The organism is Streptomyces sp. NPDC054956, from assembly GCF_053609185.1.
This window is the reverse complement of the sequence record NZ_JBSGXB010000204.1, coordinates 1-13,855: the sequence shown is the minus strand read 5'-3', so window position 1 is coordinate 13,855 and position 13,855 is coordinate 1. Positions and strand designations below refer to the sequence as shown.

General features: G+C 75.5%; 8 protein-coding genes and 1 pseudogene. 3 read left to right on the top strand and 6 right to left on the bottom strand.

Annotated features, from left to right (window positions below):
- Positions 1-42 precede the first annotated feature (42 nt).
- From ACWGDE_RS26550 to eccB, 4 genes are all read right to left on the bottom strand, one after another.
- Entirely contained in the window at positions 43-351 is a 309-nt protein-coding gene (locus ACWGDE_RS26550) for a WXG100 family type VII secretion target (RefSeq protein WP_453391546.1), read from the bottom strand.
- 80 nt (positions 352-431) lie between these two features.
- Positions 432-770 (bottom strand): WXG100 family type VII secretion target, encoded by a 339-nt coding sequence (locus ACWGDE_RS26545; RefSeq protein ID WP_453391545.1) that lies wholly within the window; start codon positions 768-770, stop codon positions 432-434.
- A 107-nt stretch (positions 771-877) separates the two neighbouring features.
- A complete protein-coding gene (gene mycP / locus ACWGDE_RS26540; protein ID WP_453391547.1) occupies positions 878-2,146 on the bottom strand; it encodes a type VII secretion-associated serine protease mycosin in 1,269 nt (422 codons plus the stop codon).
- A 38-nt stretch (positions 2,147-2,184) separates the two neighbouring features.
- Positions 2,185-3,816 carry a type VII secretion protein EccB gene (eccB, locus tag ACWGDE_RS26535; RefSeq protein WP_453391544.1) on the bottom strand — a complete coding sequence of 544 codons (1,632 nt, stop codon included), beginning with the start codon at positions 3,814-3,816 and terminating at the stop codon, positions 2,185-2,187.
- 270 nt (positions 3,817-4,086) lie between these two features.
- Between eccB and eccE the strand changes: the two genes are divergently transcribed.
- The 3 genes from eccE (at position 4,087) to ACWGDE_RS26520 (ending at position 11,442) form a co-directional block, all read left to right on the top strand.
- Complete coding sequence (eccE, locus tag ACWGDE_RS26530; protein ID WP_453391543.1) at positions 4,087-5,436, top strand: type VII secretion protein EccE; 1,350 nt, start codon at positions 4,087-4,089, stop codon at positions 5,434-5,436.
- The gene (locus tag ACWGDE_RS26525) at positions 5,433-6,143 is read left to right on the top strand and encodes a hypothetical protein (RefSeq protein ID WP_453391542.1); all 711 of its coding nucleotides are present in this window, start codon (positions 5,433-5,435) and stop codon (positions 6,141-6,143) included. Before eccE ends, ACWGDE_RS26525 begins: the two co-directional genes overlap by 4 nt.
- Before the next feature lie 1,171 nt (positions 6,144-7,314).
- The gene (locus ACWGDE_RS26520) at positions 7,315-11,442 is read left to right on the top strand and encodes an SCO5717 family growth-regulating ATPase (protein ID WP_453391541.1); all 4,128 of its coding nucleotides are present in this window, start codon (positions 7,315-7,317) and stop codon (positions 11,440-11,442) included.
- A gap of 119 nt (positions 11,443-11,561) precedes the next feature.
- Here the strand turns inward: ACWGDE_RS26520 and ACWGDE_RS26515 are convergent, their stop codons facing one another.
- Together ACWGDE_RS26515 and ACWGDE_RS26510 are read right to left on the bottom strand one after the other, a co-directional pair.
- A complete protein-coding gene (locus ACWGDE_RS26515) occupies positions 11,562-12,530 on the bottom strand; it encodes a bifunctional riboflavin kinase/FAD synthetase (protein WP_453391540.1) in 969 nt (322 codons plus the stop codon).
- Positions 12,531-12,588: 58 nt separating this feature from the next.
- Positions 12,589-13,855 (bottom strand): annotated as a pseudogene (locus tag ACWGDE_RS26510) (serine protease); the annotation flags it as partial.

The following is a 13,855-nucleotide window of genomic DNA, read 5'->3' as shown; positions in this document are numbered from 1 at the left end:
CCCGTACCTCGTGCGGTGTGCGGTGTGCGGTGTCCGGCGGGCTCAGTAGGCCTCGGTGAACAGGCGCGAGGCCTTCACGTCGGTGGCGCGGTACTCGTTCTTGCCGCGCTCGACGAGGTCGGCGACCAGACGCAGCTGGGCGCGCATGTGGTCGGCCTTGCCCCTGTACTTGCGCTGCAGCTCGATGTACTGGGCGTGCGCCTCGCCGTCCCAGGTGTCGGTGACGACCGTGAGGGCCGCGTCCATCTCGTCCAGGTCCTGCCGGATCTTGTCCGCAACGGTGCGGATGCGGTCCGCCATGAGCTGGACGCTCTCGTACCGGACCTTGGTGTGCCCGTCGTTCGCGGTCATGCTCTTCTCCTTCGCACGGGGCGGGGCGGGGCGGGTGGTTCGCTGGCGGGTGGGTGGCGGGTGTGCGACGCGTGTCCGGCTCAGATGCCGTTGAGCGCGGAGGTGTTGCCGCCGGCCGCGGCCTTGACCGACCGGAACGCGGCGACCACGTCGTCGTCCTGCGCGTTGCTCAGGTTCTTGGTCTGCGACACGGCGTGCTGCAGGACGCCGAGCAGCCTGCGGATCTCGTCGTGGTCCTCGTTGACGACCGCCTGGGCGGACGTGAAGCCCGAGGCGCCCACACCGGTCCAGCCGGCGCTCACCGTGGCGAGGATGTCCGCCAGTTCGCGGGACTGCCGGGTGACGCTGTCGGCGGTCTCCGAGATCCGGTCCATCGCCCGGCGTACCGGGGTATCAGCGAGTCCGAAATTGTCGCTCATCCGAAGCTCCTCGTCGATCACAGTCGTGAAGTCCGCGGTCACTGTAGCCAGTTCAACGGCCCTTCCCGACCCGCTCCTTCGGGATCCACCCGGGAGGGTGGGGGCGTTCACTGCAAACGACGTCGCCGCTTCCCGGCATCCCGGACCACCCTCGCGGTGCCGGAGATCACGGCGATGAGTACGCCGCCGATGCCCAGTGCGTAGGTGCCGAGCCGCTGGTCCCGTTCCCGCGCCGTCTCGCCCGTGCGCATCGCGGCCGGGTCGGGAGCCGCCGCCGGGGGCGGCCCCCGGTCCGGTACGGGGGGCCCGGGCGTCCCGCGATCCCGGGTGAGCGCGCGGACCGGGTCGACGACGCCCCAACCCACATAGTCGTCGCGTCCGTTGACGGAACGCTCCGCGGTGTTCTGGAGCTGCCAGACCACCTCCCGCGCGCTCCACCGCGGATGCTCGGCGCGCACCAGGGCCGCGACCCCGGCGACGTAGGGCGCGGAGAAGCTGGTGCCGCTGTCCACGCACTGCCCGAAACCGGGGACCGTGGAGACCATGTCCACGCCGGGAGCCGCGATCCCGATGAAGGAGCCCGGCTGGGAGAAGGCGGCGCGCTCGTTGTTGCGGTCGGAGGAGCCCACGGCCAGGACGCCGGGGAAGGCGGCCGGGTAAGTGGGACGCTTCTCTCCGCTCAGGCCGTCGTTGCCCGCCGCGGCGATGACGACGACGTCCGCCTCGACGGCCCTCGCGACCGCCCGGCCCAGCGCGGAGTCCGGGGTGAGCTGCGCGTCGGTGTCCTGGGAGATGTTGATGACCTGCGCGCCCTTGGCCACCGCGTGGTCGATGGCCTCGCTCAGGGTCCCGGTGTCGCCGGTGCCCCGGCCGTCGTTCTGCCGGATCGGGATGATCGTGGCCTCGGGGGCGAGGCCGACGAAGCCGGTACCGGGCTTCGGGCGGGCCGCGATCAGCCCGGCGACCCTGGTGCCGTGGCCTGCGGTGTCGTCGGTGCCGTCGCCCCCGGGGTCGAGGTAGTCGCGTCCGGCCCCGAGGTCGAGGGCGTCCCTCAGCTGGGGGTTCACCCGGTCGACGCCGCTGTCGATGACGGCGACGCGGACGCTCCTGCCGTCCTTCGACCGGCCCTTGGTCTGCGCCCAGAGCTCGTCGAGCAGCAGCCGCCGGAGCGCCCAGGGGCGTTCCTCCACCTGCTTCCTCATGGGGAAGGTGCACTCGCCGGCTCCGGCGAGCCGCAGGGCGTACGGGGCTTCGCGCACGCCCTGTGTCGCGACCGTGCCCTTGGCCCCGTCCTCGTACGAAGGCTGCGGCGCGGCGGCCAGCGCGAGGGCGGCGGCCGCGAGCAGCGCCGCGAGGGCTGGTTTGGGGCCAGGCATCGGCGTGGGCTTCGGGACCGGCTTCGGGGTGCCTCGCATCAGGAACCCTGGGGCTGGCGTGCGGCGTTGCTGTCCAGGCGCGGGCCCTTGGAGAGGAACTCCGACCACACGATGGGCACCGTCACCGGAACCACTCCCCCGTAGCCGAGGCGGGCCTGGGCCTGGCTCGGCACGGGACGGCCGTCGGTGGCCGGCCGGCCGGAGGCACCGGACCGCGCGGGCGACGGCTGGGCGGCGTCGCTGTCCCCGTTGGCCTGGACGGCGTACCGCAGACCGGTGTCGGTGACCAGGAAGAGGGCTCCGCCCGCGGTGGTCTGGCGGCCCTGCGCCTGGGTGTAGAGCAGGCCGGTGCCCGGGGTGACGTAGGCGCTCGTACCGCTGGCGGTGATGTCGACCGGGAATCCGGTGCCGGCCCAGGTGCTCAGCGTCCGGTCGCCCCGGCCGTCGACGGAGCGGAGGACGGAACAGATGGTGTCGCGATCGTGGTCGCGGTCTCGGTCGCGGTCTCGGTCGTGGTCGAGCTCGGCGCCGGTGGCGGGGGCGGTGGTGGGAGTGCCCGCGGGGCGTACCTCGTTGATCCGCTCGGTCTTCGCCTCGGGCCACTTCGCGTCGCCCTTGAAGCGGACCTGGTCCGGGGCGATGGACTGGAGGTCGACCTCGCGGGGCCTGCCGTGCATGTCGAGCCCGTCGGTCGCCGGCGAGGAGATCATCAGCCAGGCGACGAACCCGGAGACGGGGGCCACGTGGCCGGGCAGGACCAGGAAGTGCTGCGTGCCGGAACCGGTCTCGGCCTTGAGCACCATGCCGACCTTGTCGTCCGCGCCGGACAGGCCCGCGACCCCGGCGGGGGTCCCGGCCCTGCCGTCGGGCAGGGCCGGGAAGGCCAGGTCGTCGCCGGGGTTCAGGGTGGCCAGCCACTCCTCGGTGACGGGCTGCGGGGTGGTGCCGGTGCCGACGAGGGCGGTGGTCATCGTCCCCGCCTCGGCCGTGCCCTCGGGGAACCGGTACTTCGTACCCGCCGCGTCGACGAGGTACCGCTCCCCGGCCCCGCCGGTGCTCCGGACGTACAGCGCCTGGGAGTCGGAGAGCCGGCGGTCGTCGTCCGTCAGCCCGGCCTCGCGGTCGGCGAGGACGAAGGTGGCGGTCTGCACGCCCCGGCCGTTGCCGCCGGGCTGCTGGCAGACGGCCCAGCGCTTGGCCTTCGCCGCGTCCTCGGGGGCGGGCAGCCGGTCGGGGGCGTACGGGATGCCGATGACGGGGCCGCGCGGCAGCTTGCCCGTGTCCAGCACCTCGTCGTCGACCTGGACGACATCTGCCTTGGCGGGGTCGAGCAGGAGGCGGGCGGAGGCGAGGTTGAGGACCGGGTGCAGCCGGGCCTGGTCCTGGCCGTCGACCCTGGTGGTCAGGACCACGTACCGGGTCGTCGACCGCTTGCCGACGATGACCTGGGCTCCGGGGGTGTCCCACCCCGCCGGGGCCGTCGGCCGGATCATGCCCCAGGCGCCGAAGGCCGCGAGGACGAGCGCCGCCGTCACCGCACCGGGAACCACCGCGCGCAGCGGCCGCGGCGCGCCCTCCTCGGTCCCGGTCGCGGAAGGCTGGAGGAACGCGGCCACCGTACGCCGCTTCGCAAATGTGTACGCGTTGAGCTCGTCGCGTCGTGATGCCATGGCGGCCCGCTTCTCCCCGCACGGCCCGGTCCGCGGATGCGGTCGCCGGGCCTCGATTGTCCGACCGGGCACCCACTATGCCCGTACCGGAGGGCAGGCGCGGGCCGGGTAGGGTGTGGCAGCCCCTCAGGGCCTTCCGATCCCGGTGGAAACAAGGGCTGTTGGACGATTCGGGGAGGCTCCGGGTGGCTCCGGGGGCGAGCGGCCGACAGCCGCGCGTAACGTCCGGAGCCCACGGTCCGAGCCCTCGAAAGGGGAGGTGCGCGAGTGATGACCACTGCCACGAGGCCGCGGGCCGGGGGCGCGGAACCCGCACGCGCCGGGGTGACACCGCAGCCGAAGTCCGGCCCCGGACGGTTCAGGCCGTTCCGACTGCAACAACTCGTACTCCTCCAAGTCGCCGCGGCCGTCCTGCCGGTCGCATGGGTGGCGGACCCCCTGCTGCTGGCCCCGGCCGGCGTGCTCGCCCTGGTCCTCGTACCGCTCGCGGTCGTACGGCGGCGCGGGCGCTCCCTGCCCGAGTGGATCGGCGGCACGCTGGCCCTGCGGGCACGCCGGCGCCGGGCCGCGGCCACCGTGGTACCGGCCGGCACCGAGCCGGGGCTGGCCCCGCTCGTCGAGGCCGATCCGGCGCTGCGCACGCTCACGTTCAGCGAGCGGGGGCGGGAGCAGGGGCGGGGTCGGGAACAGGGGCGGGGGCGGGAACAGGGGCGGGGGCGCGAGCGGGAACGGGGGCGCGACCGGCGGCCCGTCGGCATGGTCGGCGACGGCACGTTCCTGACCGCGGTCGTCCAGGTCGACATGGACGCCACCGCCCTGCGGCCCGACCGGGGGACCCGGCCGCTGCCCCTGGGCCTCGTACGGGACGTCCTCGAAGTGGACGGCATCCGGCTGGAGTCCGCGCAGCTGGTGCAGCACACCCAGCCGGCGCCGGCCCCGCACCTGCCGACCGGGTCGACGGCCGCGCGCAACTACGCCCCGCTGCAGGCTCTGACGGGGAGTCCGGCGGTGCGTCTCACCTGGATCGCGCTCAAGCTCGATCCGGAGCTGTGCCCCGGCGCGGTCGCCGCGCGCGGTGGCGGACCGGTGGGCGCGCAGCGCTGTCTGGTGCGGGTCGCGGACCAGCTGGCGAGCCGGCTCTCCGGGGCCGGGTTCCGGGCGACCGTGCTGACGGAGCAGGAACTCACGGGCGCGCTGGCGACCTCCTCGTGCGCGAACCCGATGGCGATCACCCAGGCGGGACGCTCCGCGGCCACGGGCCGGCGCACCGAGGAGACCTCGCGGACCTGGCGCTGCGACGACCGCCGGCACACCACGTACTGGATCGGCCGGTGGCCGCGCCTGGGCGGCGCCGGGGCCGGGCTGCCGCAGTTCGTGGCGCTGCTGACCTCGCTGCCCGCGCTGGCGACGAACTTCAGCCTGACGTTGACCCCGGCCTCGCGGAACGAGGTCACGCTGACCGGGCACGTCCGGATCACCGGGCGCAGCGAAGAGGAACTGGTCGCCGCCCGGGGGGCGTTGGAGAGGACGGCGCGCGGCGTCAGGACCGGGCTGGTGCGCCTGGACCGCGAGCAGGTGCCGGGGCTGCTGGCCTCGCTGCCGCTGGGAGGAGCGCGATGAGGGTCCGGGCGAGGGGCGGCTTCGGCCTGGTGGGCCCGCGCAGGGAGCGGCACGTGGTCCAGGCATCGGACCTGGACGCGCTGGCGCTGCCCGTCGGGGACGACGGAGTCGTCATCGGCGTGGACGCACAGGGCCGGCCGGCGGTCCTCGGCGTCAACCGGCCCACCCCGTACGAGGTCACCCTCATCGGCGGCCTGTGGACGGCCCAGGTCCTGGCCCTGCGGGCGGCGGCCACGGGGGCGCGGGTGGCGGTCGAGACCGGGCGCGGCCAGGTCTGGTCGGACCTCGCCCGGGCGGCGGGCGGCGGCCAGCAGTGCGTGACGCCGCACGACGTGGGCCGGGTTCCGCCGCAGGGCGCGTCGGCGGGCAGCCCCGTCCTGGTGATCCGCGACTGCGGAATGCGCCCGCCGCGTGGACGCGTGGCGGCGGGCCCCTGGCAGTCGGTCCTGACCCTGCTCCCGTACCTGAGCCCGACGGCCCCCCGACTGCTCCGCAACGCCTCACTGGTGGGCATCCAGCGGGTCTCCCCGGACGAGGCGGACCAGATCGGCCAGCTGATGCGGCTGCCCGCGGGGGCCGCGGAGTCACTGCCGACGCTGGGGGACGGGGTGACGCTGTGGTGCGCGGGGCGCGACCACCGGTTCGTCCTGACACAGCCGACGGAGACGGAGACGGGGCTGCTGGGTGCGGCGCGGAGGATCGATTGACCGGGGTCGGTGGCGCGTGGGGCCGTGGGGCGTCGGGTTGGGGGTTCAGCCGTACGGGGGACGCCGGCGGTGCCGGGGAGCCGAGGCGGGGGTTCAGCCGGACGAGGGACGCCGGGGCAGCGGGACGCCGGGGCGGAAGGTCAGTCGCACGGGGGACGCGGGGCTCCGAGTTGGGCGGGTCCCGTCACGCGGAGGGCGCCGGAGCACCGGAGACACGGAGTCGGGGAGGTTCAGCCACACGAGGGACGCCGCGACGGGCTCTCGCGTGGGGGAGGCGGCGGGTTGCGGGTCTGTGCGGAAGGGCCTCTGCTCCGGGGCGGGACGGGGCGTCACGTCCGCGACGGGTAATGGGGAGCGCCTGACAGCGCCTTGGGCCGGGCCACGACACCTCGGTTCGGGTCACGACGCCTCAGAGCCCGGATGACGAGGCTTCTGGGCCGTCTCCTTCGGATCCTGTCGGCCGAGCCCGCGGCGTCTGGTGCCGTGCAGGGCAAGGCGGAGGGGCGTCTCGTGTACGGACGTACTCGGACGCCCCTCCAACGCGGCCAGGTGCGGTGCCAGACGCCGCGGGCCCGGCAAGATCCGAAAGAGACGGCCTGGGGCGGGTGACGCCAAGCCGGGGACGGGTAACGAGGGTGGGGCGGGGTAACAGCGCCTTGGGGGGGTGGGGAAACGGCAACGCGGGGACGGAACGACGGCAACGTCGGCGACCGGGTAACGGCCCCGCGCGGGCGCGAAAGACTGGTCCGCGGGCAGCCGGGTAACCGCACCTCGAGGGTGGAAAGACGGGCACCTGGCGTGGCCGGGTATCCGCACCTCGCAGGCCGTACAACGGCACCTCGGGCAGCCGGGTAACCACACCTCCCGGGCGGAAAGACGGCACCTCGGGCAGCCGGGTAACCGCGATGTCCAGGCGGAACGGCGGCACCTCGCGCGGCCGCGTGACAGCCCCTCGGGATCGAACGACGGCACCTCGGCGGCCGGGTGACGGCACCTCGGGGACGGAGTGAGGACGGTCCGGGTCCGGTTGACCGGCCCTGGTGGAGGCTTCGGGGACGGCCAGCCCGACGGCGGATACTGATCGCGGAGCGCGATTAGGCTGAACGTCGGCGTGGCGTGTCGTGTCGTGGTGCGGGACGCCGGACCAGTGTTCGACAGATCAGGAGGATCAGTGAGCGGCGATCGGAACGAGAGGCGCGGCGGGACATGGGACGTCCCGACGGACGATCAGTCCGACGCGGAGCCCGAGCAGACGGGCGAGTTCACCATCGACTACACCCCGCCCGCCTGGTACACGCAGGGCGCGACCCCGGCCGCGACCCCGGCCCCCGGCCTGCCCGAGGGCAGCGGCTTCGAACCCCACCGGCCGGCGGAGCCCACCGCCCCGCCCACCCTGCGCGCCGTGCCCGACGCGCCGTACGCGCCCTACGCCGCGTCCCCGACGGCCGCGGAGGACCCGGCCCGCCCGGCGAACCCGCCCGCTCCGGGGCCGTACGCGCCCCCGACGCCGCCTTCCCCGTTCCCGGGTCTGTCCGCCCGGCGACCCCGGGCCGACGCGGCGCCTTCGGCGAAGCCGAGCCCGGCCGGACAGTCCCCCTCCGCTCCGGCCGACGCGACGCCCCCGGCCGCCGGTGCGCCGACACCGTCCCCTGCGGCCGACAGGTACTCAGCCGCCTCGATCCCCCCGCTGTACCCGAGCCCCGCCGCCCAGTCGGCCGCGGCCAACACCGGCGCGCCCGCCTCTGCCTCCGGCTCCGGCTCCGGCTCCGGCTCCGGCTCCGGCTCCGGCGGCGCAACACCCCCGGCCACGGGTGCGGGTACGGGTACGGGTACGGGTACGACGGCAGCCCCTGCGGCCGACAGGTACGCAGCCACCTCGATCCCCTCGACTTTCCCGAGCCCCGCCGCGCAGTCCCCCTCGGCCCCGGCCGACGCAGCGCACACGGCCGCGGGTACGCCGGCACCGGCGCCTGCGGCCGACCGGTTCGGAGCCGCCTCGATCCCCTCGGCATACCCGAGCGCCGCGGCGCAGTCCCCCTCGGAGCCGGCCGACGCGACGCCCCCGGCGTACACGGCCGCCGGTACGCCGGCCCCTGCGCCCGACTGGTACGCAGCTTCCGCGATCCCCCCGGTACACCCCAGCCCGGCCTCCCCGTCTCCCTCGGCCGACGCCGTAGCAACGCCCCCGGCCGCAGGCACGACGGCAACGGCCGACCCGAACGCGGCCCCCGCCGACGCGGCCTCCATGCCGATGCCGCTTCCGTCCGCACCGTCGGCCCCTGCCGACTCGACCCCCTCGGCATACGCGGACCCGGCCTCTCCGTCCTCCTCGGAGCCGGCCGACGCGATCCCCTCGGCGTACCCGAGCCCCGCGGCGCAGTCCCCTTCGGAGCCGGCCGACGCAACGCCCTCGGCTACGGCCTCCCCGTACGCGGACCCGGCCGTGCAGTCGCCCTCGGCAGCTGCCGATGCAGCACCCCCGGTGTACCCGGCCGAAGGCCCTGCGGTACCGGCCCCTACGGCCGACCCGTACGCGACGCCGGCCGCTGCAGCCCCCGCCGACGCGACCTCCGCGCCTTACCCGGCCCTGGCCGACGCCGCCTCCTCGACGTACTCGGCTCCCACCGACGCGGCCTCGCCGGTGCCGCTCACGGCCGCACCGTCGGCCATCGCCGACGCGGTGCCCCTGGCCTACGCAGGCTCTGCCACGGAGTCACCCTCGGCCGATGCCGTCGCGCCGCGGTATCCCGCGTCACCGTCCGACGCGGCACCCGCGACCCCGGTCGCCCCGTCAGGCTCGGACTCGGACTCGGACTCGGACTCGGACAACGCCGTACCCGCCCTTTCGACACCGGAGTACCCGAACGCTCCGTCGGGAGAGGCGAGTTCCGTCGACGCCACCTCTGCGCCCGTGACCGACAGCATCCCCGCGGACACGGCCGACACCGCACCCGCAGCCTCGGCGCCAGAGGACCCGAACACCCCACCGGAAGGCGCGACGTCCGCCGACTCCGCGTCTACGGCCCCGACCGATTCGGCCGCGCCGTACGCCCAGTCGGAGCCGGCCGACGCCGTTCCCGCACCTTCGGCACCGGAGCACCCGAACACGCGACTGGGGGTGGCTGGTTCCGCCGACGCCGCGACCGCGGCTCCGGCCGACTCGGCCGCGCGGTACGCGTCCGGGGCCCCTGCCACCGAGCCCGCGCGGATGCCGACTCCGGCCGAGGGGACGGACGTTCCGACGTCCCCCTCGGAACACCCGGCCGAAGCCACGGCTCCGCCGCAGGACTCCCCCGCCGATGCCCTCCCGGAGCCCGAGGACGCAGCACCCGAGGACGCAGCACCCGCCGCCGAACTCCCGCCGCTGCCCCAGGAGTTCCCTGCCTCGGCCGGGACGCAGGCCGGTTACGGCTTCCCGCCCGCCGCCTCGCAGGTCGGCCACGGGGTCCCCTCGACCACTCCGCAGCCGCCCGCCGGCTACGGGTTCCCGCCCACCACGGCCGCCGCACCGCAGGCCGGCCACCAGGTCACCCCGGACGCCGCCCAGCAGCCCGCCGCTTACGGGTTCCCGTCGGCCGCGGCGGCCGAGCCGCAGGTCGGTCATGGATTCCCGCCCGGCACGACTGCGGGACCGCAGGCCGGCTATGCGGTCCCCCCGACCGCTCCGTCGCAGCAGCCCGCGGGTTACGGATTCCCTCCCGCCACGGCCGCCGAGCCGCAGGCCGGCTACGGGTTCCCGCCCGCCGCGGCCGCCGCCCCGCAGCCCGGCCACGAGGTCCCCCCGGCCACCGCGCAGCAGCCGCAGCCGCAGCCGCAACCACCCGTCGGCTACGGGTTCCCGCCCGCCACGCCCACCGGGCCGCAGGCCGGTTACGGGGTCCCGCCCATCGCGGCCGCCGCCCCGCAGCCCGGCCACGAGGTTCCCCCGGCCGCCGCGCAGCAGACGCAGCCGCAGCCGCAGCCGCCCGCCGGGTACGGGTTCCCGCCGCAGGCGCAGCCGTACGCCCAGCCCCAGCCGCCGCAGCCCGCCGCCCCGCAGGGGCCCTACGCCGATCCCCGCGCCGCCGGCCAGTGGGCGCAGGGTCCCCAGGGCCCCCAGCCCGGGCACGACCCCCGCTACTCCCCCGGCCAGCCCGCCGGCGGCGCCCCGCTCGGGTACACCGCCGCCGTCGAGCTGTCCTCGGACCGTCTGCTGCGCGGCAAGCAGAAGGCCAAGAGCGGCACCGGCCCTTCCGGCGGCGGCCTCTTCCGCTTCGGCGGGAAGGCGGCCGAGGCGGAGCGGCAGCGCAAGCTGGAGCTGATCCGGACGCCGGTCATGTCCTGCTACCGCATCGCCGTGATCAGTCTCAAGGGCGGCGTCGGCAAGACCACGACCACCACCGCGCTCGGCGCCACCCTCGCCACCGAGCGCCAGGACAAGATCCTGGCCATCGACGCGAACCCCGACGCCGGCACCCTCGGCCGCCGCGTGCGCCGCGAGACCGGGGCCACGATCCGGGACCTGGTCCAGGCGATCCCGTACCTGAACTCCTACATGGACATCAGGCGGTTCACCTCCCAGGCCCCCTCCGGTCTGGAGATCATCGCCAACGACGTCGACCCGGCCGTCTCGACGACCTTCAACGACGAGGACTACCGCCGCGTCATCGAGACGCTCGGCCGCCAGTACCCGATCATCCTCACCGACTCGGGCACCGGCCTCCTCTACTCCGCGATGCGCGGGGTCCTGGACCTGGCCGATCAGCTGATCATCATCTCCACGCCCTCCGTGGACGGCGCGAGCAGCGCCAGCACCACCCTCGACTGGCTCACGGCCAACGGGTACGCCGACCTCGTCTCGCGCTCCCTCACCGTGATCTCAGGGGTTCGCGAGACCGCCAAGATGATCAAGGTCGAGGACATCGTGCAGCACTTCGAGACCCGCTGCCGCGGGGTCGTCGTGGTCCCGTTCGACGACCACCTCGCGGCCGGCGCCGAGGTCGACCTCGACCTCATGAAGCCCAAGACGCGCGAGGCCTACTTCAACCTCTCCGCCCTGGTCGCCGAGGACTTCCGGCGCGCGCAGCAGCAGGCGTCCGCCTCCTCGTGGGGCGTGCCGCCGCAGCAACCGCAGCACGCCCGGCCCGGCCAGCCCTACACCCAGCCCCCGCAGCCCCAGCCGGCCTACAACCAGCCCCCGCAGCCCTACCCGACGCCCGGCCAGTCCTGGCACCAGCAGCCGCCGCAGCCCGCGGCGCCGCAGCCGCAGCAGCCCCAGCCGCAGGCACCCCAGCCCCCGCGCGACCCGCGCCTCGGCTGACGCGCCCCCGAACGCACGAGGGCCCGTACCGGCCTGGAATCCAGACCGGTACGGGCCCTCGCCCGTTCACCGCGTTCAGTGTGCGCGGCGGGTCCCGCGGTCCCGCGCGTCCCGCCTGCTCAGTTCGCTCCGCGCGCCTCGGCGTCGTACGCGTCGATCAGTACGCGCGAGCGCTTCACGTCGTCCGCGATCGCCTCCAGCAGCCCGTCCAGCGACGCGAACTTCGCCATCCCGCGCACGTAGGCGAGGAAGTCGACGGTCACGTGCATGCCGTACAGGTCCAGCCCGACCCGGTCGATGGCGTACGCCTCCACGGTCCGCTCGGTGGCGTCGAACTGCAGGTTCGTCCCCACCGAGATCGCCGCCGGCATCCGCTCGCCGTCCGCCGTCAGCCAGCCCGCGTACACCCCGTCCGCCGGGATCGCGGTGTGCGGCTGCGTCTCGACGTTCGCCGTCGGGTAGCCGAGCTCGCGCCCGCGCTGCGCACCGCGCACCACGACGCCCTCGACCCGGTGCGGCCGGCCCAGGATCTCGGCCGCGCCCTCCATGTCCCCCTGCGCCACGAGCGCCCGCGCGAGCGTCGAGGAGAACGGCACTCCGCCGCCCGCCTCGCCGCGCTCCACCAGGTCGACGACCTCGACCTCGTAGTCGTAGGTGGCGCCCAGCTCGCGCAGGAAGTCGACGTTGCCGGCGGCCTTGTGGCCGAAGCGGAAGTTCGGCCCCTCGATGACCGCGCACGCGTGCAGCTTGTCGGCGAGCACCTTCACGATGAACTCGGCCGGGGACAGCTGCGAGAACTCCGCCGTGAAGGGAAGGATCAGCAGCGCGTCGACGCCCAGCCCGGCCATCAGCTCGGCGCGCCGGTCGTACGGGGCCAGGATCGGCGGGTGGCTGCCGGGGCGGACGACCTCGCTCGGGTGCGGGCTGAAGGTGACGACGACGGAGGGGACGCCGAGCTCGCGCGCCTTGGCGACGGCCCGTCCGATGATCAGCTGATGACCCCGGTGGACACCGTCGTAGGAGCCGATGGTGACGACGCTGCGTCCCCAGTCCTGGGGGATGTCCTCCAAGCCACGCCAGCGCTGCACTGTGACCGCTCTCCTCGCCCGAACCGTGTAGGCCCTGTACTGATTGCCGATTGCAGGTCTAAGACTGCCATGCCACCGGCCGGGGACCGTCATCGGCGTCGGCCGGGCGGGACGCGCTGTGACCGAGGGTCTCCACCGTCCGGCGCGCGCTCGGCCCCAGCAGCGCCGCCGCCTCCTGCGGCGCCCCCTCCAGCCAGCGGGCGACGAGCGCTCCGAAGACCGGCTCGGCCCGCGCCAGCTCGACCGTGCGCCGCTCGAACACCGCCGGTCCGCCCGGTACCCGCAGCAGCTGCCGGCCGGTGCGCCGCAGCAACTGCCGCGTACGCTCCCGCGGCCGCCCGGCCGTCCCCGCGGCCAGCGCGCCGAGGAACGCGTCGAGCACCCCGGGGTCGGGCTCCTCGCGCAGCAGTACGTCGGCCAGCTCGCCCCGGAGCGCGTACGAGGGCTCCGTGCCCGGCGCGGCCAGTACGGCGGCCAGCGCGGCCCGTACCGGCGGCGGGCCGGAGCGCAGCAGCTCCAGCACGAGCGGGCGGAGCACGGGGGCGGCGACCGGCCCCTGTTCGAGCCTGCGGTCCACGAACTCGGCGGCGTGCGCGGCGTCCTGCGGGTGGCGCGCGAGGTGCTCCCGTACGAGGTCTCCCGCGCGCCGCGCCAGCCCCGGCGTCGTCAGCGCGGCCAGGGCGCGCACCACCTCCCCGTCGGCCCGGTCCCGCAGGGCGTCGAACACCGCGTCCGGGTCGGGCAGCACGGGCAGCGCCGCGACCAGCGCCGAGGCGGGCAGCCGCGCACCGTGCCCGGGGTCGCGGAAGCAGGCGAGGGCGTCGGGCAGGTAGCGGGCCCGGACCTGGGGATCGCGGAGCAGGATGTCCAGCGCGCTGCCGTGCAGGGAGGCGTCGTCGGGGCGGGCGAGCAGGGTCTGCGCGGCGTAGCGCAGCAGCTCGCGGTCGGCGGGGGTCCGCACGTGCGCGGCGGTGGCCGGCCCGTGGGCGGCGGCCGCGACCCGCCGCCCGGGCCGGGCGTCGTGGGCCCAGCGGTCCACGGCCCGGCAGAGCGCGGAGGGCTCGTCCTCGGCGAGCACGGCGAGCAGCTCGTCGGCCCGGGGGTGCGCGGCGGTGACGAGCGCCTCGACGAGGTCGTCGACGGCGTACCGCCGGTGGGTGTGCAGCAGCGCCTGCGCGGCGGTGGCGACGGTGGCCCCCGGGCGTCCGAGCAGCCGCCGCTCGTCGCGGAACCAGGCGCAGAGCAGGGGCTGCACGAGGCGGGGCGCCCGGACGAGCCGCCGGGCGGCGGCCTCGAGGTACCGGTGGTCGCAAGGCACGAGCCCG

Coding starts and splice junctions, on each gene's coding strand:
- eccB (WP_453391544.1), bottom strand. CDS start 3,816: ATGGCATCACGACGCGACGAGCTCAACGCGTACACATTTGCGAAGCGG.
- ACWGDE_RS26545 (WP_453391545.1), bottom strand. CDS start 770: ATGAGCGACAATTTCGGACTCGCTGATACCCCGGTACGCCGGGCGATG.
- ACWGDE_RS26550 (WP_453391546.1), bottom strand. CDS start 351: ATGACCGCGAACGACGGGCACACCAAGGTCCGGTACGAGAGCGTCCAG.
- eccE (WP_453391543.1), top strand. CDS start 4,087: ATGACCACTGCCACGAGGCCGCGGGCCGGGGGCGCGGAACCCGCACGC.
- mycP (WP_453391547.1), bottom strand. CDS start 2,146: ATGCCTGGCCCCAAACCAGCCCTCGCGGCGCTGCTCGCGGCCGCCGCC.
- ACWGDE_RS26525 (WP_453391542.1), top strand. CDS start 5,433: ATGAGGGTCCGGGCGAGGGGCGGCTTCGGCCTGGTGGGCCCGCGCAGG.